The organism is Variovorax sp. J31P207 (assembly GCF_030316965.1).
In the GTDB taxonomy this organism is placed as follows: domain Bacteria; phylum Pseudomonadota; class Gammaproteobacteria; order Burkholderiales; family Burkholderiaceae_C; genus Variovorax; species Variovorax ginsengisoli_B.
The window spans coordinates 16,679-36,846 of sequence record NZ_JASZYN010000016.1 but is presented as its reverse complement, the minus strand read 5'-3'; the positions used below and the strand labels follow the sequence as shown (position 1 = coordinate 36,846).

Genomic DNA, 20,168 nt, shown 5'->3' with positions numbered 1-20,168 from the left:
GATGACTCTCGGCGCCGAATATGGACGCCCCCCGCAAAAGCGGGAAGAAATCGATCTCGCGAGGATTTCGCACTACGTGCACGTCCCGCGTCGCTACTGGGGCCGTTACCTGTCGGCCACGCTGATCGCCTGCTTCCTCATCTTCCTTGCGGTCTCCTTCGCTCGCGGACAGATCGACTGGAAGGTGGTCGCCCAGTTCGTTATGGCGAAAACGATCCTGATAGGCCTGGGCAACACGATCCTCATGAGTGTGCTGGCCATGGCTCTTGGCGTCGCGCTCGGAATCGTGACCGCCGTCATGCGCCTGTCCACGAATCCGGTCCTTAACTCCGTGGCGCGTGGCTACGTCTGGTTGTTCCGCGGTTCACCCATCATCCTGCAGCTTTTGCTCTGGTTCAACCTGGCGCTGATCTTCCCTACGCTCGGCATCCCCGGTTTGTTCGAGTACAAGACAGTGGACGTCATGACGCCGTTCCTCGCTGCGCTGCTTGGTCTCGGTATCAACCAGGGCGCCTACACGTCGGAGGTCGTGCGAGCTGGTCTTCTCTCCGTTGACGTGGGGCAGTATGAGGCGGCGAAGGCTGTGGGAATGCCACGCGGGCTGGCACTACGACGAATCATCCTTCCGCAAGCGATGCGCGTCATCGTCCCACCGATTGGTAACGAGTTCGTCGGCATGATCAAACTGACCTCGCTGGCAAGCGTCATCCAGTTCGCCGAGATCCTGCACAGCGCGCAAAGCATCTACTACGCAAATGCACGTGTCATCGAGCTACTGATTGTCGCGGCCATCTGGTACCTCGTGGCGGTCACTGTGCTTTCGTTCCTGCAGGCCCGCGTCGAGCGGCACTATTCCAAGGGCGCAGGCCGCGCCGCCGCCCGTCAGTAAGGAAGCAGCATGAAACCCATCGTCAAGGCTATCGAGGTTCGCAAGAACTTCGGAGAATTCCAGGCACTCAAGGGGATCAACCTCGAAGTGGCATCCGGGGAAGTGCTGTGCATCATCGGACCTTCCGGTTCTGGAAAGAGCACGCTTCTGCGTTGCCTGAACCAACTCGAGACCATTTCTGAAGGCGCGCTAGCGGTCGACGGGGAACTGCTCGGCTATCGCGTGTCGGGCAACTCCTTGCACCCACTCAGCGAGACGCAAGTGGCCCGTCAGCGGCTCAAGACCGGCATGGTGTTCCAGCGGTTCAACCTGTTTCCGCACATGACAGCACTGGAAAACGTCATCGAAGGGCCCGTTCAGGTGCTCAAGCGCCGCCGGAAGGATGCGATCGTCGAGGCGAACGAACTGCTGGCCCGCGTGGGCCTGGCTCAAAAGGCAGATGCCTATCCGATCGAACTTTCTGGTGGACAGCAGCAGCGAGTTGCGATCGCACGGGCACTGGCGATGAAGCCCGAGATCATGCTGTTCGACGAGCCGACCTCGGCGCTCGACCCCGAGTTGGTCGGAGAGGTGCTCGCAGTGATGAAGGACGTTGCCAAGACCGGAATGACGATGGTGGTCGTAACGCATGAACTCGGCTTCGCGCGTGAAGTTTCCGATCGCATCGTCTTCATGGACAACGGCCAAATCGTCGAAACGGGAGCGCCTCACGAACTCCTCAGTTCCCCCAGCCACCCCCGTACGCGAGAGTTCATCTCTGCCGTTCTGGGCTGAATCCTAAACCTGAAGCTGCCAAACCGTTCCATCATGAAGCAAATCTTTGCCGCGCTCGTTGGCGCAGGTCTCGCCGTCTCGGCCATTGCGACCTCCGCACAGACGGTCGTCAACAAGGGGGAGTTCACAGTCGCCGTGGTGGCGAACTACGCGCCAATGGAGTTCAAGGACCCGGGGACTGGCAAGCTGACCGGCTTCGACGTGGAACTGGCCGAGGCTATCGCGGCCAAACTGGGCTTGAAGATTCGCTTCGAGGAGACGAGTTTTGACCAAATGATGAGCGCCGTTGCCACAGGCCGCGTCGACGTGGTCATCTCGGGGATGAACGACCTTCCATCTCGTCGCGACCGCCTTCGCTTCGTCGACTATCTGAAGGCGGGGCCCCAGTTTTTTACTCTGAGTTCTCGTTCGAACGACATCAAGAAGATGTCGGATCTGTGCGGAAAAAAGGTAGGCGCGAGCCGTCGCACCGCCTTCCCTAGCGACATCGCGGCTTGGAGTGAGGCTGAATGCGTCAAGAAGGGGTTGCCTGCCGTGATCGTTCTGGGCACCGACGGATCGGCCGATGCCAGAACCCAGCTTCGCCAAGGGCGCCTAGACGCCGCTGTGCAGGGCGCCGAGACGCTCCCGTACCTTCAGAAGATCGAGCCGAACGCCTTCGTGGCCATTGGCACACCTATCACGTACGTCTACATGGGCATCGCCGTCGGCCGTTCCAATGAAGGCCTAGCCAAGGCAATTGCCACGGGCCTCGACAAGATGTTGAAGGACGGGACGTATGCCGCAATCGCTTCCAAATGGGGACTCTCGAGCTATGCCGTGTCCTCTGTACTGATCGACAGCGCCGAATGAAGCCAGACAAGTCCTTGCCGCGCTGGCCTGAGGGGCACCGCTCCGCCGTCGCCCTGGCATTCGACCTTGACGGGCCGACGGGTGTCGCGTTGATGGACGGAAGCATCTGGAGCAATCCGAGCTTCTTCACACTGGGCAGCTATGACCCTTGGCGCGCCCTTCCGTATCTGCTCGGTCTGCTGCGCGAGCGCGGATTGCCCGCAACCTTTTTCGTGCCGTCCTGGTTGCTCTCCGTTTGGCCGAAACAGTGCAGTGCCATTGTCGAGCACGGACACGAGATCGCGTACCACGGGTGGCAGCACGAAGCCTTCTGGCGTTTGAACCCCGGCGAACAACGCGAGGTGATGCAGCGTTCCCGCGATCTGTATCGCAACCACCTCGGCGTTTCTCCTATCGGCTTCCGCACGCCCTCGGGGGATTGGACTGCAGAAACCGTGGACATACTGCTTGACGCTGGCGTCACCTATTCGAGCTCAATGCGCGGCGACGACCGTCCATACTTCATTTCGGGCTCTGAAGGCAGCCGCAGCATCGTTGAGATTCCAAGTCGGTGGGATTTGGACGACTACGCGATGCTGGCCTACCAGCGTAACCCTGACTATCCGATCGGCGGCGACCGCAGCGCCTCCTACCAAACGACACTCGACAACTGGTGCCGCGAATTCGATGGGTCGCACCGAGAAGGCCTGTGCCTGACGAGCATCTTCCATCCCAAGGTAAGCGCCCGGCCGGGACGCCTCTTACTGCTTGAGAAATGGTTCATGCACATGCAGGAACAGCAGGACGTCTGGTTCGCAACTTGCGCACAAGTCGCCCATTGGTGGCGCGAAATCGCAGGAACGGCAGAGCGGAGGAGCGCACAGTGAGCGATGACATGACGAAGCGTTGGCCAGTGGGTCGATCAATGTCGACCGTCGTGACCGTCGACTTTTTCGACGACACGCAGATCCTGCGCCAGATCCCCGCCATGGCCGGCCGCGAGAAGAGCCTGTCGGTGTGGCAGTACGGCGCGACGCGGGGCGTCGAGCGCATGTTGCGGGCATTCGACGACGCGGGAATCAAAGCCTCGTGGTTCATCCCTGGCGTGGTCGCTCGTCGCCATCCCGGGCTTGTCAAGGAGATCGCCGCCGCCGGCCACGAGGTGGCCAACGCGACGGATGCTTGCGACGACCTCATGAAACTGAGCGATGAAGAGGCACGAGCTTCGATCTTGGCAGCGCAGGAAGCGCTCGCGGAACTGACTGGATCAATGCCTTGCGGGTTCCGCGCGCCGTTCGAGAACTGGCCTCGCGCGTTGGAATGCACGATCGCAGATTGCGGGCTGACTTGGTCGTCCTCCTGGCGCGGGGACGACTTGCCCTATTTTCACCACCATAGTGGCGCGCGCCTCGTCGAGATACCACTCCACTACGAACTGGAAGACGCGCCCTTCTTCGCGTTCAATCTCTATCCCCCGGTTCCTTCGGGGCAGTCCCGCATCGCGTCCTATGGTCAGGTCTTGGAAGGCTGGAAGCAGGACTTCGCGGGCTTCCGTCGATTCGGCCTCTGCTACACGCTGCGGTTGCATCCCGAGATCATTGGCACAGTGGGCCGCATCGGAATGCTCTCCGAGCTTCTCCAGCACCTGACTTCAGTATCGGAGAACTGGATCGCTACCGGCAGCGAAGTCTCCGAATGGTGGCGATCGAACCGCGCGTGTAACGCGGAAGGTCATCCTGTCGATGTATTCGCGGCACTCCAGCCCAGATCGCTTCCATGAACTCCATGCAGACTTTGGCCGGCTTCATTGCCGGCATTTCCACCGCAGACCTTCCCGGTGAAGTCATCGAGAGGACCAAGCGACACATCCTCGACACGCTGGGTGCGGCTTTCGCCGGCAGTGCATCTGCAGAGACGCGCGCGGTACTCAAGACATTGCGCGACCAAGGCGCTGGCGGCAACTGCGCCATATGGGGCGAGCACGCGCGGCTGACTGCGCGGGACGCTGCGTTGGTAAATGGCGTATCGGCGCATGCGCTCGAACTCGATGACACCGGAGGTTGTGACCACTCCGGTGCGGTTGTCCTTCCCGCGGCCTTGGCGGCCTGCGGCCTCGCCGAGCAACCCGTCACGGGATCGGACCTGGTAGCGGCGGTCGTGGCCGGCTATGACGTGGGACGGCGGGTGCTCGAAGCTTGTGGCGGCTACGCAACTCACAACGGGACAGGCTGGCACTCGACCGGCACTTGCGGTGCGTTCGGGTCCGCCGCGGCTGCCGCACGGATCCTTCGGCTTTCGCCGGAACAGACCCTGTGGGCCTTGGGCCATGCGGCGAGCTACAGTTCGGGCCTCTGGGCCTTCGTCCATGATGGCTCGCAGACGAAGCGCCTTCACACAGGCAAGGCAGCGGAAGGTGGCCTGATGGCGGCCCTGCTTGCACGCAACGGCGTCACCGGGGCTTCCAAGGTATTCGAGGATGTATGGGGCGGCTTCTTTAATACATTCGTTCCCAAGGGTCAGCAGCCCGAGGCGCTGACGGCTGATCTCGGCCAGACGTGGAAGCTCTTGCGCTGTTCGATCAAGCCGCACGCCTCCTGCCGGAGCAACCATGGCGCCATCGACGCTCTCTTGCATCTGCGTGCGCAGCACGAAGGATTGGCGCAGCGCATCGGGAGCGTCGATGTCCGCTTGAGCAAGTTCGTAATGAGCATGTGCGGCGGTCGCGATCTGGCAACCCTCACGAGCGCCCAAATGAGCATGGCGTATGGAATGGCCTCCGCTTGGGTGTTCGGAGACGCGAACCTGGAGCGGTACCTGACCCCGACACGCAATGACGGGCGGCTTGTTGCGGCGATGTCCCTCGTTCGCCTCCACCCTGACGATGCCATGGCAGACCTCGACGAACCGGAGGTGACTGTTCATAGCGAAGGGCGTCCTTCTCTTACCCACCGTGTAGCCGTGGCCTTGGGTGCGCCTACGAATCCTCTCTCGAGCGAGCAGCTTCTCGCCAAGTTTCATGATCTGGCAAAGGTGTCGCAGCCACTTGACCGCGCTTCCGCGCTGGCCCAGATCGTGCTCAAGCTCGAGGAGGTTCGTGACCTGCGGGACTTGCTGGAACTGATGCCGGGCCACGCAGATGAACACGCACTGATTGCCTAGTCCACTCTTTCATACACAAACGGAATATGAAAATGAAACGCTTGTCCCTTGTCCTCACTGCTTTCGCCATTTCCGCGACTGCCGGCGCGCAGACGCTGCCCGAGCGAGTTGCCAAGACGAAGACCATCAAGGTTGCGGTCAACCCGATCTACCCACCGATGGAGTCAAAGGATCCCGCGAGCGGAAACCTCGTCGGCTTCGATATTGACTTGGGTGCGGCCCTCGCCAAGGAGCTCGGCGTGAAGCTGGAGTACCAAGATTCAGCGTTCGAGCAGATGATGCCGGCCCTCACGACCGGCCGCGCGGACATCATCCTCAGCGGTCTGTATGACCGACCAGCTCGGCGTGAGCAAGCGGACTTCGTCAACTACCTCAACTCAGGGGTGCAGTTCTTCACTCAGCTTTCGCGTGCAGAGCTGAAGGATGCGACGGACCTGTGTGGCAAGACGATCGCAACGAGTCGCAGCACCTCCTTTCCCGCCGAGATCAAGGAGTGGAGCGACAAGAACTGTGTTGCTGCAGGCAAGGCTGCGATCAATGTCGAGGGCACCCAGGACAACAATGCAGCTCGCGCCGGATTGAAGCAGGGACGCTATGACGCCGTGGCCCAAGGTAGCGAGACCGTTTCCTATATCACCTCCTCGCTCGAACCCAACACGTACAAGACACTTGGACTACCGTTCGGAGGTGCACAGCACGGCATCGCGATCGCGAAGAATGATCCACAACTTCGCGACGCCATCCTGGCCGCAATGAGGAAGCTGGTCGCCAACGGTACCTATCAAGACATCATCGTGAAGTGGAACCTGCAGACCAGCGCGGTCAAGCAAGTTGGGCTGAACGGTGCGCCCCAGCCATGAGGCCGTCCGTTGACCCAGGGGCCGTGTCTGAGGAAGAGTGGGCCGCACGCTGCGAGCTCGCGGCGCTTTACCGCCTGCTCGCCCATTTCCGCATGACGGACCTGATCGACACGCACCTGACAGCGCGCGTACCTGGGACGAGCGGGGAGTTCTTGATCAACCGATACGGTGTGCTGTTCGATCATATGACCGCATCCGACCTCGTGAAGATTGACCTGCAAGGCAACGTCATTGACGAGCGCGGGGCCGCGGATCTTTTGGTGAACCGCGCCGGCTTTACCATCCACTCCGCGATTCATGCTACGAGGCCGGATGCCCATTGGGTGATCCACACCCACACGGCGGCGGGCTCTGCGGTGTCCGCGCAGAGCTGTGGCCTTCTTCCCATCAGCCAGCACGCCCTCAAGTTCAACGACTGCCTGGCATACCACGACTACGAAGGGATCGCACTCGATCTTGGGGAACGGGATAGGCTCGTGCGCGACCTGGGATCGTGCAATGCGATGATTCTTCGCAATCATGGGTTGCTCGTCGTGGGTTCGACCGCAGGCGATGCTTTCCATGAGATCTGGTTCTTGGAGCGGGCTTGTCAAATCCAAATTGCCGCGCTGGGAGGCGGGCGAGAAGTCCTTACTCCTTCCGTCGATATTCGGCGCCACACCGCTGAGCAATACAGGACACCGGAATCCCAAGCGATCGTCCAACTCACTTGGAACGCGGCACTGACACTTCTCGAAGGACAGCAGGACGCGATCCGGCGGTAGCGAAGACGCCGCCACTTCCTGCCGGACGAGCGGCAGACCCGGACCGACGCCGTCATCGAGGACGTGCTGAATGTCAGGTCGCCTCCTTTCGCCAGGGCTGTAGGACAGGACGGGCTGGCTCCCGGAAGCAACAGCCAGCGCGCAATCATCGGGCTGTTGCTTCATCGCTCTGCGCACGCCCTCGCGGTTCTATTCGCCGCCCTCATGATCCTCCGAAGCGGCCGCCCAGGTCGACCAGCCTGCATGGTACATCCGAGGCTGCACAAAGTTCGTACGCTCGCGCTGCACCGTCGCGGTTCACGCGCTGCAAGCGTGCGAAGGCTTAACTTTCAGTTAAACCCGGCGATGCATTTGCCAAACGACAAGCAGCGCTGATCCCCGAACAATGGGTGTCCGTGCCTAGCCGATGCAGCCGCGCACAGCAACCATAAAAGGAGATCTCTACCGTGAGCCAGACCATTTACGCGCCGAGCTTGGCGGCCATTCGACCGAACGCAAAGGAAGAGATCCCGGTGCTGGACATCGGACCCTACTTGGCCGGCGTTCCCGATGCCTACGAACAGCTTGTCAAGGAGATGCGCTACGCGCTCGAGAACATCGGGTTCTACTTCGTCGTCAACCACGGCATCTCCCAGAACTTGATCGATGGCGTATTCGAATCCGCGAGAATCTTCCACGCGCTTCCGCTGGAGCAGAAGATGGGCTTGGCCTTCAATGAGCACAACGTAGGCTATGTTCCTCTGAAGGGTTCGACGACACGGCATTCTGCGCTCAACACGAACAACAAGCCCAATCTCGTCGAGTCGTTTTTCGTCAAGCGCGATCTGAACGCAGATCATCCCGACGTAGTGGCCGGCAAGCGCTTCCGCGGCCAAAACCTGTGGCCGCAGGCGCACCCCGAAGTACGCACCCTGGCCATGGCCTACGCAGCGGCTGCCGAGCGCCTGGGGGTCTCGCTCCTGCCGTTGTACGCCGGCGCCCTAGACCTGCCCCGCGACTGGTTCGCCCCAGCGTTCTCCGAGCCGATGTTCACGCTGCGGCTGTCGCACTATCCGCAACAGCCACCGGCCTCTGACGACACCTTCGGCCTGGCACCACACACGGACACGAGTTTCATGACGCTATTGCCCCAGAACAAGGTGCAAGGCCTGTCGGTACGGCTGCCGAATGGCGTTTGGGTCAACGCTCCCGCGATGCCGGGCTCCTTTCTGGTCAATGGTGGTGATCTCATGCGCCGCTGGACCAACGATCGCTTCCTAGCCACGCCCCACAGGGTCATCAACAGATCGGGGCAGGAGCGCTATGCCGCCCCCTTCTTCCTTGACTGCAACTACGACTGGTCGATGGCTTGCATTCCCACCTGCCTCCCCGCCGACGGCAAGCCCAGCTATCCGCCCATTGCCTACCCTGAGTACTTGGCCTGGTACCGCGCCCAGAACTACGCGGACAAGCCCACGAAAGACGGCGTGCAACTCTCCGCCTATTAATCCCCTCCCCACTACCAACGCTCAGCCCCATCATGACTGCCCACTTCCGTCTGACGCGCCGCCGCGCCGTCGCCTCCCTCATCGCCGCACCGTGGCTGGCGCACACAACGGTATCCCGTGCGCAGACGAGTTGGCCTTCCAAGCCGATCCGCTACGTCGTCACGTTTGCAGCGGGGGGCTCCACCAGCGTCTTCGCCCGACTTCTGGCCGATCCGATTTCCGGCATCCTCGGCCAAAACATGTGGGTCGACAATCGCCCCGGCGCCGGCGGCCTGATCGGCGTCGACAACGTCGTCAAGTCGCCCCCGGACGGATACTCGTTGGTCATGACGGCAGCGGGACCAACCTCGATCTTCCCGGCCATGGAAGGCAGCAAGATGCCGTTCGACCCCGTCAAGGACCTCACGCCCATCGTGTTGCTCTCCGACCAGCCGAACATCTTCGTGGTCCACCCCAGCGTGCCTACCCACTCGTTGCAGGATTTCATCGCCTGGTGCAAGAAGAACCCGGGCGAAGGCTATGGCACGGTTGGCGTAGGCACCACCAACCATGTCTCGGGCGAGCAGCTCTCGAGCGCCTTCGGCCTTGGCCTCACGCATGTGCCGTACAAGGGAGCAGCTGCCATCACCATGGACCTGCTGGCGGGGAATATCAAGATTGCGTCGTTCAACATCGTCGATGCCATGGCCAACATCACCGCGGGAAAGTTCAAGCCGTTGCTGGTGAGCGGCTCCAAGCGCAGCGCGCTGCTGCCCGACACACCGACCATGATGGAAGTCAACGCCTCACCGCATGCACTGAATTCCTGGCAGGGCATGTTCGGGCCGCCCGGCCTGCCTACGGCAATTTCCGAGAAGCTCAACGCTGCCTTTAACGAGGCTCTTAAGGCGCCTGCCGTCACGGAATGGATGAAGGCAAACGGCTCGACTCCCGTCGGCGGAAGCATTCCAAAGTTCCGGGAGTTCGTGCTTGCTGAGCAAAAGATCTGGGGCGACATGGTGCGTCGCTACAAGATCCGGGCAGAGTAGTTGAAGTGAGGCTTGCCTGTCAGACCTTATCCAGGACCGGCAGCCCGGCCTGGAGAAGGACGCTCTTGAATGAGCGCACTAGGGACTGCGCAGCCTCCGAAAGCGGCTCGGATCGCGGATACACCAAGCTCGCAACGATGGGGTCGACCTGGTCCAGCGGCACGACGCTGAAGCGGGCGTCCAGCCATGATTGCAGCGAGAACTCGTCGACCAAAGCCATGCCCGCGCCAGCGTGCACAATCGCGCAGGCGTTCTGCGGAGAGCCAACCTCGATCTGGGATTTTGGGAATGCGTTGCGCGCCGCGAGCATTCTCTCCACTCTTTCGCCGAACGGCGAGTCGGGGGGGTAGGTAATCATCGGCATCGTCACCAGCTCTTCGATGCTGATGCTGAGGCGGCCGGCAAACGCGTGGCCTCGCGGGCAAATGCAGACTATCCGACTGCGCGCGATCGGCACCGACAACAGGTCTGGATGCTGCATCGGCAGCATAGACACGCCTAAATCGCAAAGCCGATTGACCAGGCGCTCTTCGAGCAGTGCATGTGAGAGGCAGTGGAAGTGCACATGCACATCCGGGTTGCCGCTCTTGAAGTGCGCGATGGCCTGAGGAATCAACATCTGGCCAATGCTGGGGCTGGTCACCACCGATACCAATCCGTGTCGAAGCTTGGACAGCTGGTGACTCAGTTCCTTGATGCGCTGCACGCCGCGGTGAACAGACTCCACTTCTCGGTACAGCTTGCGTGCCTCAGTAGTCGGCACGAGTCGACCTTTGCTGCGCTCGAACAGCGGAAAGCCTAGTTGTGACTCCGCGTGCGACAGCGCCTTGCTTACGGCGGGCACCGACACATGCATAAGCTGCGCCGCCGAACTCACAGAGCCGGAGGACATGATCGAACGAAACACTTCGATTTGGCGCAGGTTCACGAAAGTCCTTGGCGGAATTGAGATGCCCCCCGCCCCTGTCCGACGTGGAAGGGGGCGGCGGCGTCACCTAGCCGCGTGATTTTCGATTGCTGAAGAGGATGGGGAATTGTCAGGATCCAGTGCTCGCTGCACATAGGCATCGGCCATGGGCTGCCACATTTCCCAAAGCTTGCGCAGTTCGACGATCGGGTCTTCCGCCAGGTCTACGCGTAGATCCACAGGCGCAAATGGAACGCTCGGGTACACAACGCGAAGGTAGGCAGAACGCAGCGGAAAGGACTCTCCTCCAGCTGCTACGCCCGCCTCAAGGCCACGAACCAGTCGCTCGGCCAGTAGTTCACCGCGCGCGGCCTCGTAGCCACGCATCATCGCAGTTGGCACGGCGTCGTTGACCAGTCCATTGCCGACCGCGACGGCGGCTTCACCGTGTTCGGCTCCTTTGCCCGACACACACTTTTCACCCGTGAACGAGGCCACGTTGCCGGCTGTGTCGATCACGGCCAGCTGCCGCCAAGCGGCATGTGGTGTCGCCTCGACCATGTCGGTCAGCGCCTCCTGCGCAGAGCGGCCGCGCACCAGCGACTGGATGCCGACCGTGCCTAGCCGCGGGTCCGATCGGGCCTGTGAGAACACCACGCCTGCACCCGGCGCCGCCAAGCCAGCGCGTCCTCCGACCGCCATGCTGGACGTGACCAGTGCGAATCCGAACTGCCCGCTCTCGCGGCACAGCCCACCAATTGAAAATGTCATTGCATGCTCTCCTTGATTGACTTGGGTTTGCTAGGCATCAGGCCAGTGCGGCTACCACGACAATCTCGACGAGGTACTCCGGGGCCGCCAACTGCGCCTGAACGGTTGCGCGCGCCGGGGCATCCCCGGACACCTCTCCTATCCAAGCGTCCCAGACTTTGTTCATTGCGTCGAAGTCCACCATGGATCGCAGGAAGATCTGGGAGCTCAGGAGTCTCGTTCGATCACTGCCGGCAGCCTTGAGAAGGCTGTCGATGCTTGCCAGTGCCTGACGTGTCTGACCGGCGGCATCCAGGGATATGTCTTCAGCGACCTGTCCGGCCAAGTAGACCGTGCCGTTGTAGGTGACCGCCTGCGACATGCGCGGACCGGTTTGGCTGCGTAGGATGACCATGGTCTCTTGAAACTCCGTTTTGAGAAAGAAAGGTGTTGGGACGTGTCTAGGCCTGGCTGCACTCGTGCACCAGCGTGGCCGCTGCCAAGTCTTCGAGTGCGGAGCCAACCGCCTTGAAGACGGTCCGCCGAACGCGGGACTGCGGATCGGTCGGCGGAACGGGGCATTCGGCCCGGCACAGCGCGGCCAGAGTACCCAGGATGTCTTCCTGCAGGAGCGCACCACCAGCAAGGGCATTGAGCAGGTCACCTGACTTCGTGGGTGCCTCGGTCGTGTCGACATAAACGTCGGCATCATTGAAGCAACTGGGATCGGCCTCGGTCATCTGTGGATTGAAGGAGCCGATCAGGTCCAGGTGCGAGCCCGGCTGGAGCCAGGCGCCCTGAATCAAGGGCTCGCACGAAAGGGTAGCGGCGCTCACGATGTCGGCGCGTCGCACCCCCGCTTCAAGGTCTTGGCAGACCTCGGCCCCATGGCCCCCATCGCGCAGCTGTGCAGCCAGAGCCTTGGCCTTGCTCGCGTCGCGCGCCCAGACCAGGACCCGCTCGATTGGCCGCACCGCTTTTATGGCCGACGGCAGCAATTGTGCGATACGGCCTGCGCCGACGACCAGCAATGTGCTGGCATCGGCAGGGGCCAGGAACCTGGCTCCCAAGGCCGAAGCGGCAGCGGTGCGCCAGGCTGTCAGGACGTCGCCGTCGAGCGTCGCGAGCGGCACCCCCGTCCGTGCATCGAACAGCGTGTAGACCGCATGGAGCCCGGGTCGACCGACGGCGGCGTTGCCATCAAAGATGTTGATGACCTTGAGCCCGTAGTAACCGCGCTCGCTCCATGCGGGCATGATCAGTGAAGTTCCATGCGCAGTGCCGCACGCGATGCGATGGGTGTGGCGAAGCGGCACGTTCACGTCTTCTCGGAACCACGTGTCGAGCCGGTCGATGAGCACGGCGAAATCGAGCGCCCGGCGCGTCTGTTCTTGCGTGTAGTGCCGCATGCCTGTCCTATTTGGTGCCGACGGCAACTCAGAGAGCACCGAGTTGTGCCGCCGTGGCGAAGGCCGCGGCCTGACAGGGATCGACGACCGGGACACCCACCGCATCCTGCAGAGGCTTGCGCAGCGCGGCCATGCCGGCGCAACCGAGCACAAGCACGTCGGCCTCGTCGTCGACCACCAATTGCCGTCCGACTTGGACCATCTTCTCCAGGGCGATGGCCGGGTCTCCGGACTGACCTACTGACAGGTCTAGTGCGCGCTCTTGCACAACGTGGGTGTCCAGCTGGAGTGCCCGCCAGTAGCGCCAATGCCGCGGCACGGCCGACGACGCAATGGCGATGACGCCGACGCGGCGGCCCAGCGACAACGCATGCATCAGGCCGGCGTGGCCAATGCCGATGACGGGCCGACGTGTGACCTCACGCGCCGCGAACACCCCAGGGTCGCTGAAACAGGCCACCACGAACGCCGCGGCTTGCTCTGCATGCTCGGCGACATACTGCGCCACCAGCGTTGCTGCCAGGTCGGCATGTGCCTGGGTGGTAATACCGGCTGGCCCGGCGTGCAGCGTGGCGAAGGCGCAATCGCGGTCGAGCGCGCGCGTTCCCAGAACGGCCGCTTGAATGCTTGCCGTCACGTGTACCAGGCTGTTGGGATTGATGACGTGAACCGGCAGCATCAAGCAGCCTTCGCGTCGCGCCGAAGCAGCGACTGAATGAAACCGGCCTGCGGCCGCTCATGCATTCGCTCGCTAGGCGCCGGTGCGTTCCTGCTGACATCCGGCGTACCACGCGCGAGATACTTGCCCGTGCCGCGCGCGGCGTGCAGCATGCCGTCCTCGACCACGATCCGACCCCGGCTCACGACCACCGTCGGCCAACCGCGCACCAAGCGGCCTTCGTAAGGCGTGTAGCCTACTTGGTCGTGCAGCATCTCGTGCCGCACAACCGTCTCTCGATCTTCATCCCAGATGGCCAGATCGGCGTCCGAGCCAACACGGATCACGCCCTTGCGCGGGAAGATGCCATACATACGCGCATGATTGGTGGCGGTCAACTCGACGAACTGGTGGATGTCAAGCCGCCCCTTCAGGAAACCTTCGCTGAACAGCAGCGGAACGCGCAGTTCCAGGCCTGGCACGCCATTGGCCATGTCCTTGAAGGTAGTCTTTTCGCCCTTGGGCAGCTTCCCTGTTTCGTCGAAGCGATAGGGAGCGTGGTCCGACGAATAGGTCACCAGCGTGCCGTCCTGGAAGCCGCGCCAGATCGCCTCTTGCGAGGCGCCATCCCGGGGCGGGGGAGAGCAACAGAACTTGGCTCCTTCCAGCCCGGTCCGGTCTAGGTCCTCGGCTGTGAGGAACAGGTACTGCGGGCAGCTTTCCGCGAACACTTTGGCGCCCAGCGTGCGCGCATGGCGAATCAGGTCGACGGTCTCGCCGCCGGCCACGTGGACGATCAGAATCGGCGTGTCGATCAAGCGCCCCAGAGCGATGGCACGGTTGGTGGCTTCCGTCTCTGCGAGCGGATCGTGCGCGATCGCGTGATATTTAGGCCTGGTGTGGCCACTGTCGACGAGTTTTTGCGCGAGCCACTTGATCATGTCGTGGTTCTCGGCATGCACCATCACCAGAGCACCCTCTCGCTGGGCCATTGCGAGCACATCCAGAAGCTGGTGGTCATCGAGCTTCATCCGGTCGTAGGTCATGTAGACCTTGATCGACGTGATCCCGTCATGTATCGCTTGCGGCAGATCCCGGGACAGCGTGTCCTCGTCTGGATTGGTCAGGATCAGGTGGAAGCCGTAGTCGATGACCGCTTTCTCCCGGGCGCGACGCGCGTAGTCCTCCAGCACCGCCGGAATCTTCATTCCCCGGTGCTGCGCCGCGAACGGGATCACCGTGGTGGTGCCCCCGAACGCGGCCGACACCGTGGCGGAATAGAAGTCGTCGGCGCCCATCACGCCCATGCCCGAGAACTGTTCGATATGGCAGTGGCTGTCCACACCTCCAGGAAGAACCCAACGCCCACGCGCATCGACATCGCGCACACCCGGCACCAATCCCTCGCCGATCGCGGCGATGACTCCCTGGCGCACTCCGACGTCCGCCAGCAACACCTGCCCCTCGCTAACCACACGGCCGTTGCGAACGGTCAGATCGAAACGCTCTTCAGACATTCTCGTGTTCCTCCAACGGTCACGCGATGGGTGCGCCCACACCGGTGCGTTCGGTGATGAGCTTGTAGTGTTCCGGGCGGCGGTGCTTGGCAAAGTTGAAGACATGTTCGCGGAACATTGCACCGAGATCGAGATCGGCGCGCGTGCTTATCACTTCGTCCTCCTCGGTGACCGTGCGCGCCACGATCTCGCCCGTGGGCGCGACGATGGCGGAGCTACCGATCATGTGGTGCCCGTCTTCCGAGCCGCACTTGGCCGACGCGGCGACCCACACGCCATTCTGGTAGGCATTGGCTTGCAACGAGATCAAATGAGTTGACGTGCGCAGGTGTACCGGCTCATTCCAGTGGATGTTTACCGATGGCGTGTTGTAGCCCAGCACCACAACTTCGGCGCCCTGCAACGCCATGACGCGATAGGTCTCGGGCCATCTGCGGTCATTGCACAGGCACATGCCAAAGCGAACCGACTGGGTGTCGAACACGCGAAAGCCCAGGTCGCCCACCTCGAAGAACTTCTTCTCTAGGTGTTGGAACGGTGCATCGACTTTGTGGTCCGAGTGGCCGGGCAGGTGGATCTTCCGGTACTTGCCAACGATCTCGCCCTGCGGGCTGACGATGATCGAGGTGTTGAAGCCGCGCTTGTCCTCGGTGAGCTCCGCATAGCCGAGGTAGAAACCCAGGCCGAGTTCGCGTGCCGCATCGAACAAGGGGCGTGTCTCTTCGCTGGGCATTGTGGCTTCGAAGTAGCGCTCATGCGCCTCTTCCTCGGTAATCCAGTAGCGCGGGAAGAAGGTGGTCAACGCCAACTCGGGAAAGACCACGAAGTCAGCCCCGCGCGACTTTGCTTCGCGCATCATCTCCACCAGGCGTCGCACGACGCTGGCGCGGCTGTCCGCGAGGTGGACGGCGCCGAGTTGCGCGACCGCCAATCCGATCGATCGATGGTTGTTCATGTTGAGGTTCTCCTGTCGTTGCGTTCGATGACGCCGGACTCGCCGGCGAAGGTTGAATGGAGGGGGAAGACATCTTCGGTCTTCACGTAGAGGCCAGCGCCCATGCGGCCTGGCGGACTGTGCTGTGCCAGGTCGACGCGCAGGTTGCTCGGGTCCACCAGCCCAGGCCGCGTCCGCAGCCAAATGACACGGCCGAAGAATACGTAGCGGCTGGCCGACTCCAACGTGTCGTGCAACACGCATTCGAAGGCGACCGGCGCTTCGGCAATGGATGGCACACGCACCTTTGCCGAGGGCCGTGTGCTGAGGCCGGTTTGGTCCAACTCGCTCGTCTCAGGACCGAACGGATGACCGCAGTCGTGCAAGGCCTGGGCCATCGCCTGGTCGGCGATATGCACGACGAACTCGTGCGAGCGCTGGATGTTGCGCACGGTGTCCTTGAGCACACCGTCCGCCTGCTTGTTGATGCTGAACATCACGAGCGGCGGCTCTTCACCGACCATGTTGAACAGGCTGAAAGGCGCGGCGTTGACGACACCCTCGGCACCGAGGGTGGTAACAAGTGCGATGGGTCTCGGCACGATCAGCGCGGCCATGAGCTTGTAGCGCCCATGCGGCGATAGTGCCGGGATGTCGGTGTCCACCACTTCGGGATGGTCGCGATGCAAACCTGAGCTCACAAGATGCTCCTTGATGCCGCGGATTCTGGGTCGATGTAGCCGGGCGAGACGTCACGAGGAACGATGGTGGGAGGGCTCACGGGTTCAACTCCAATCGAAACTGTCCATCGTCTGCTGAAGCGCAGCAAGGTTGGTAGGAGCGCAGATGGGTGGCGACGTCGTTCTCGCCAACAGTCTTGTATGAAGTCATCGTGTTCTCACTCGTTGTCGGATGAAGCCCGGGGGTATGTCACTCGGCATCGTCCTCAAGTCGTCTCGACCCGAGCGAAGTGTCCTTCGCCGACTTCCACGAGCGGCCGAGAGGTAGGCCGCCCACCACTCTTGAAGATTGCGCTAGGAATGTCAGCAGCCGTGCGAACCGCGCGTTCCTTGCGGCGGGTTGGGTCCGGCACCGGCACGGCCGACAGCAGCTTGCGCGTGTACGGGTGGTGGGGGCGGTGCAACACCTGGGCGCAGGGGCCGATCTCAACAATCTCGCCCAGGTACATCACGGCCACGCGATGACTGATACGCTCGACGACAGCCATGTCATGCGAGATGAAGAGGTAGGCTAGGCCTTCGGCCCGCTGGAGGTCTTGAAGCAGGCGTACCACCTTGTCCTGCACCGACACGTCCAGCGCGGAGACGGGCTCATCGGCCACGATGATCTTTGGTTTGACGCTCAGTGCTCGGGCAATGCACAGGCGCTGGCGCTGGCCACCCGAGAACTGATGGGCATAGCGCTCCAGAAAGGTCCTGTCCAAGCCAACTTTCTCCAACAAGTCCGCCGCACGCGCGCGCCGTTCGGCTTCGGGCAGTCCTCCGTGGATCTTGAGCGGTTCGCTGACCAGGTCCCAGGCTTGCAGGCGCGGGTTGAGCGACGCGTACGGGTCCTGGAAGATCATTTGAATGTCACGGCGGTGTGGGCGCATGACGTCGGCTGGCAGCTTCGTCAACTCTGTGCCCTGCACGCGGATGGAGCCTTCGCTGACATCCAACAGCTTGCTGATCAGGCGGCCCGTGGTCGACTTGCCTGATCCCGATTCGCCCACCAGCGCTAGCGTCTCACCCGGCATGAGGTCGAAGGAAACGCCCTCGACGGCGTGCACGTTGGCCTTGGCCCTTCCCCAGAAGCCGGACTTAACGGGAAACAGCTTGCTGATTCCGCGGACTTCCATGACGGGCGCGCCTCGCTGCGCCAGCGGTTCCGGCGAACCATCGCCTAAGCGCGGAACCGCTTTGAGCAGGGCGCGCGTGTAGTCCTGCTGTGGTGCTGCAAAGAGCGTTTGGCACGGCGCCTCCTCGACGACGAGTCCGTGACGCATGACGACGACCCTGTCGGCAATTTCAGCGACCACGCCCATGTCGTGCGTGATAAACAGAACCGACATGCCAGTCTCTTTTTGCATGTCCTTGATAAGGCTAAGGATCTCCGCCTGCACCGTCACGTCCAGCGCGGTGGTGGGCTCGTCGGCGATCAGCAGAGCCGGTTTGCAGGCCATGGCCATAGCGATTACCACGCGTTGGCGCATGCCGCCGGACAACTCGCCGGGGTATTGGCGCATCCGTCGGGCGGACTCGGGCATGCGGACGGCGTCGAGCATGTGCTGGGCGCGGATCAGAGCCTCAGCGCGGCCGATCTTCTCGTGCAGCAGGTAGACCTCAGCGATTTGGTCGCCGACTGTCATGACCGGGTTCAGCGAGGTCATGGGTTCCTGAAAGATCATGGAAATCTGCTGGCCACGGATGCGCCGCAACGCGGCTTCGTCCATATGCCGCAGATCGTTGGCTCCTCCGCCATCGCTGGAGAACAGGATCTGACCCGAACAGATTTTTCCGCCCGCGTGCGCGATCAGGCCCAGGATAGAGAATGCCGTGACAGACTTGCCCGAGCCCGATTCACCGACGAGGGCCACGGTCTCTCCGCGGCCGATGGCGAAGCCAACGCCCTTGACGGCTAGCGTCGGGCTCTGCCGCTTACCGAAGGTGACCTGGAGATCGCGCACGTCCAGCACGGGCTGCAGTGGAGTCCCCACGGTGCTCACCGTCCGTCTCCGCCGGTTGCAACCGTCCGCAACACCATAGGCGAAAGTTGCTCGATCGTTCGCCCCGCGTAATCGTTGCCGGGTGCATTGGCGAGCGTCACCAACTGCCCGCGTTCGACTTCGCCGCAGGCCTTCTCGACATCGATGGTCAGGACCTCGCCTTGGCGGACCACCTGCTTGCCACCGACGTATACGTCGCGGATGGCTCGGTCACTCGCCGAATAGAGCAAGCTGCGCAGCGGCTCGCGCGCGGGCCGCATGTAGGGGTGACGCAAATCCACGAGCGAGAAGTCGGCCCGGCAGCCAGCCTGAAGTCGGCCGATGTCATCGCGGCCAAGCATACTGGCCGCCGTCAGCGTGACGGAATCAAACACGTCCGCAGTCGGCGCCGCGGTGTAGTCGCGGGCGACGATACGCGAAGCGTACATCGCGGTGCGCATCTCATCGAGCAAGTTGTGCGGGAAGGTGTCGGTGCCGATGCCGATACGGATGCCTGCTGCGCGGTAGCGCCCATAGTAGTTGAATGCGATTCCACGGCGCGCGAACACCGTCGGACAGTGCGCTACGGACGCGCCGGAGCGCGCCAGCAGGCCGAAGTCATCGGCCTGCGGCCAGAAGATCGAGGGATGGTCGTTCAAGAAGATGCCGTGGCCGATGACTAGGTGCTCATCGAGCAAGCCGATGTCGCTAAGCCACTCGATCGGTGTTCGCCCGTGCCGGCGCGTCATCTCAGCGAACTCCACCGCGCTCTGTGCCGCATGAATCTGAAGGCGCATTCCTTGCTCAAGGGCGGCTTGCCGGCTGTCTTTCAGCAGTTCTTCGGAGCAAGTGTCGATCTGCGAGGGACACAGCATCGCGCTGAGTCGGCCGCTGTCGTGGGATTTGGCACGTCGAGCGATGTCCAGTGCAGCCTCGAAGGACTTGCGACCGGCTTCTTCGTTCCAGGTGTACTCGACTGAGTGGCCATTGCGAGTCTGCCAAACGGCTGAACGGTACATGGGGCCCAGCACAGCGCGGATGCCGGTGGCTGCAACGTTCTCGATCCAGCCCTCACGTGGCAGCGACATGTCGACGTAGGTGGTCACGCCGCTCTTTAGCATCTCGCTAACAGCCACCTGCGTCGTGTAGGGCGCAAACTCGATGCCGACGCGGAAGATCGGCATGTACTCGTAGAGCGAACTCTGGCCCAGCTTGCGGCTGCCCAGCTCTTCCAACAGCCCTCGGTTACCAGGCTCGGACGAGGGGTGCGCGTGCATGTTGATCAAGCCCGGCATTGCCATCAGGCCCGCACCGCTGACGATCTCGTCAGCGTGACCCTCGTACGCGCCCCCGACCTGAAGCAAACGGTCCCCTTGGACGACCAAGTCCTGGCCATGGCGATATACATGCTCGCGGGAGGCCGCGTCGAAGCCCACGATCACGTCGAGGCCCTTGATGTGAAGGATGTGCGCGCTCATCGTTGTCTCAACAGGCTTG

General features: G+C 62.3%; 20 protein-coding genes. 10 read left to right on the top strand and 10 right to left on the bottom strand.

The window, feature by feature from the left end; translation table 11 throughout:
• The first annotated feature begins 1 nt into the window (after position 1).
• The 10 genes from QTI68_RS34005 (at position 2) to QTI68_RS33960 (ending at position 9,792) form a co-directional block, all read left to right on the top strand.
• On the top strand, positions 2–889 hold the full coding sequence (locus tag QTI68_RS34005) for an amino acid ABC transporter permease (protein WP_286528435.1): 888 nt from the start codon (positions 2–4) through the stop codon (positions 887–889).
• A gap of 9 nt (positions 890–898) precedes the next feature.
• A complete protein-coding gene (locus QTI68_RS34000) occupies positions 899–1,663 on the top strand; it encodes an amino acid ABC transporter ATP-binding protein (RefSeq protein WP_286528247.1) in 765 nt (254 codons plus the stop codon).
• A 33-nt stretch (positions 1,664–1,696) separates the two neighbouring features.
• A complete protein-coding gene (locus QTI68_RS33995) occupies positions 1,697–2,515 on the top strand; it encodes an ABC transporter substrate-binding protein (RefSeq protein WP_286528245.1) in 819 nt (272 codons plus the stop codon).
• A complete protein-coding gene (locus QTI68_RS33990) occupies positions 2,512–3,381 on the top strand; it encodes a polysaccharide deacetylase family protein (RefSeq protein WP_286528243.1) in 870 nt (289 codons plus the stop codon). The genes QTI68_RS33995 and QTI68_RS33990 overlap by 4 nt, the downstream gene beginning before the upstream one ends.
• Positions 3,378–4,274, top strand: a complete 897-nt coding sequence (locus QTI68_RS33985; RefSeq protein WP_286528241.1) for a polysaccharide deacetylase family protein — start codon at positions 3,378–3,380, stop codon at positions 4,272–4,274. The genes QTI68_RS33990 and QTI68_RS33985 overlap by 4 nt, the downstream gene beginning before the upstream one ends.
• Positions 4,271–5,653: an MmgE/PrpD family protein gene (locus QTI68_RS33980; protein WP_286528239.1), complete on the top strand. Its 1,383-nt coding sequence runs from the start codon at positions 4,271–4,273 to the stop codon at positions 5,651–5,653. Before QTI68_RS33985 ends, QTI68_RS33980 begins: the two co-directional genes overlap by 4 nt.
• Positions 5,654–5,685: 32 nt before the next feature.
• On the top strand, positions 5,686–6,513 hold the full coding sequence (locus tag QTI68_RS33975) for an ABC transporter substrate-binding protein (protein ID WP_286528236.1): 828 nt from the start codon (positions 5,686–5,688) through the stop codon (positions 6,511–6,513).
• Positions 6,510–7,277, top strand: coding sequence for a class II aldolase/adducin family protein (locus tag QTI68_RS33970; protein WP_286528234.1), 768 nt, complete (start codon positions 6,510–6,512; stop codon positions 7,275–7,277). Before QTI68_RS33975 ends, QTI68_RS33970 begins: the two co-directional genes overlap by 4 nt.
• A 446-nt stretch (positions 7,278–7,723) precedes the next feature.
• Positions 7,724–8,764, top strand: a complete 1,041-nt coding sequence (locus QTI68_RS33965; protein ID WP_286528232.1) for an isopenicillin N synthase family dioxygenase — start codon at positions 7,724–7,726, stop codon at positions 8,762–8,764.
• A 32-nt stretch (positions 8,765–8,796) separates the two neighbouring features.
• Positions 8,797–9,792, top strand: a complete 996-nt coding sequence (locus tag QTI68_RS33960; protein WP_286528230.1) for a Bug family tripartite tricarboxylate transporter substrate binding protein — start codon at positions 8,797–8,799, stop codon at positions 9,790–9,792.
• Between the two features lie 19 nt (positions 9,793–9,811).
• Here the strand turns inward: QTI68_RS33960 and QTI68_RS33955 are convergent, their stop codons facing one another.
• The 10 genes from QTI68_RS33955 to QTI68_RS33910 form a co-directional block, all read right to left on the bottom strand.
• On the bottom strand, positions 9,812–10,720 hold the full coding sequence (locus QTI68_RS33955) for a LysR family transcriptional regulator (protein WP_286528228.1): 909 nt from the start codon (positions 10,718–10,720) through the stop codon (positions 9,812–9,814).
• Between the two features lie 63 nt (positions 10,721–10,783).
• On the bottom strand, positions 10,784–11,470 hold the full coding sequence (locus QTI68_RS33950) for a DUF1028 domain-containing protein (RefSeq protein WP_286528226.1): 687 nt from the start codon (positions 11,468–11,470) through the stop codon (positions 10,784–10,786).
• 37 nt (positions 11,471–11,507) lie between these two features.
• Entirely contained in the window at positions 11,508–11,864 is a 357-nt protein-coding gene (locus QTI68_RS33945) for a RidA family protein (RefSeq protein WP_286528224.1), read from the bottom strand.
• A 46-nt stretch (positions 11,865–11,910) separates the two neighbouring features.
• Positions 11,911–12,858, bottom strand: a complete 948-nt coding sequence (lhpI, locus tag QTI68_RS33940) for a bifunctional Delta(1)-pyrroline-2-carboxylate/Delta(1)-piperideine-2-carboxylate reductase (RefSeq protein ID WP_286528223.1) — start codon at positions 12,856–12,858, stop codon at positions 11,911–11,913.
• Between the two features lie 28 nt (positions 12,859–12,886).
• Positions 12,887–13,537: an aspartate/glutamate racemase family protein gene (locus tag QTI68_RS33935; RefSeq protein ID WP_286528221.1), complete on the bottom strand. Its 651-nt coding sequence runs from the start codon at positions 13,535–13,537 to the stop codon at positions 12,887–12,889.
• Positions 13,537–15,033 carry a dihydropyrimidinase gene (gene hydA / locus QTI68_RS33930; RefSeq protein ID WP_286528219.1) on the bottom strand — a complete coding sequence of 499 codons (1,497 nt, stop codon included), beginning with the start codon at positions 15,031–15,033 and terminating at the stop codon, positions 13,537–13,539. The genes QTI68_RS33935 and hydA overlap by 1 nt, the downstream gene beginning before the upstream one ends.
• A gap of 19 nt (positions 15,034–15,052) precedes the next feature.
• Positions 15,053–15,988: an N-carbamoyl-D-amino-acid hydrolase gene (locus QTI68_RS33925; RefSeq protein WP_286528217.1), complete on the bottom strand. Its 936-nt coding sequence runs from the start codon at positions 15,986–15,988 to the stop codon at positions 15,053–15,055.
• The gene (locus QTI68_RS33920) at positions 15,985–16,632 is read right to left on the bottom strand and encodes a flavin reductase family protein (protein ID WP_503011788.1); all 648 of its coding nucleotides are present in this window, start codon (positions 16,630–16,632) and stop codon (positions 15,985–15,987) included. The genes QTI68_RS33925 and QTI68_RS33920 overlap by 4 nt, the downstream gene beginning before the upstream one ends.
• Positions 16,633–16,913: 281 nt before the next feature.
• Positions 16,914–18,692 (bottom strand): ABC transporter ATP-binding protein, encoded by a 1,779-nt coding sequence (locus QTI68_RS33915; RefSeq protein ID WP_286528215.1) that lies wholly within the window; start codon positions 18,690–18,692, stop codon positions 16,914–16,916.
• A complete protein-coding gene (locus tag QTI68_RS33910) occupies positions 18,689–20,149 on the bottom strand; it encodes an amidohydrolase family protein (RefSeq protein ID WP_286528213.1) in 1,461 nt (486 codons plus the stop codon). The genes QTI68_RS33915 and QTI68_RS33910 overlap by 4 nt, the downstream gene beginning before the upstream one ends.
• Between the last annotated feature and the right edge of the window lie 19 nt (positions 20,150–20,168).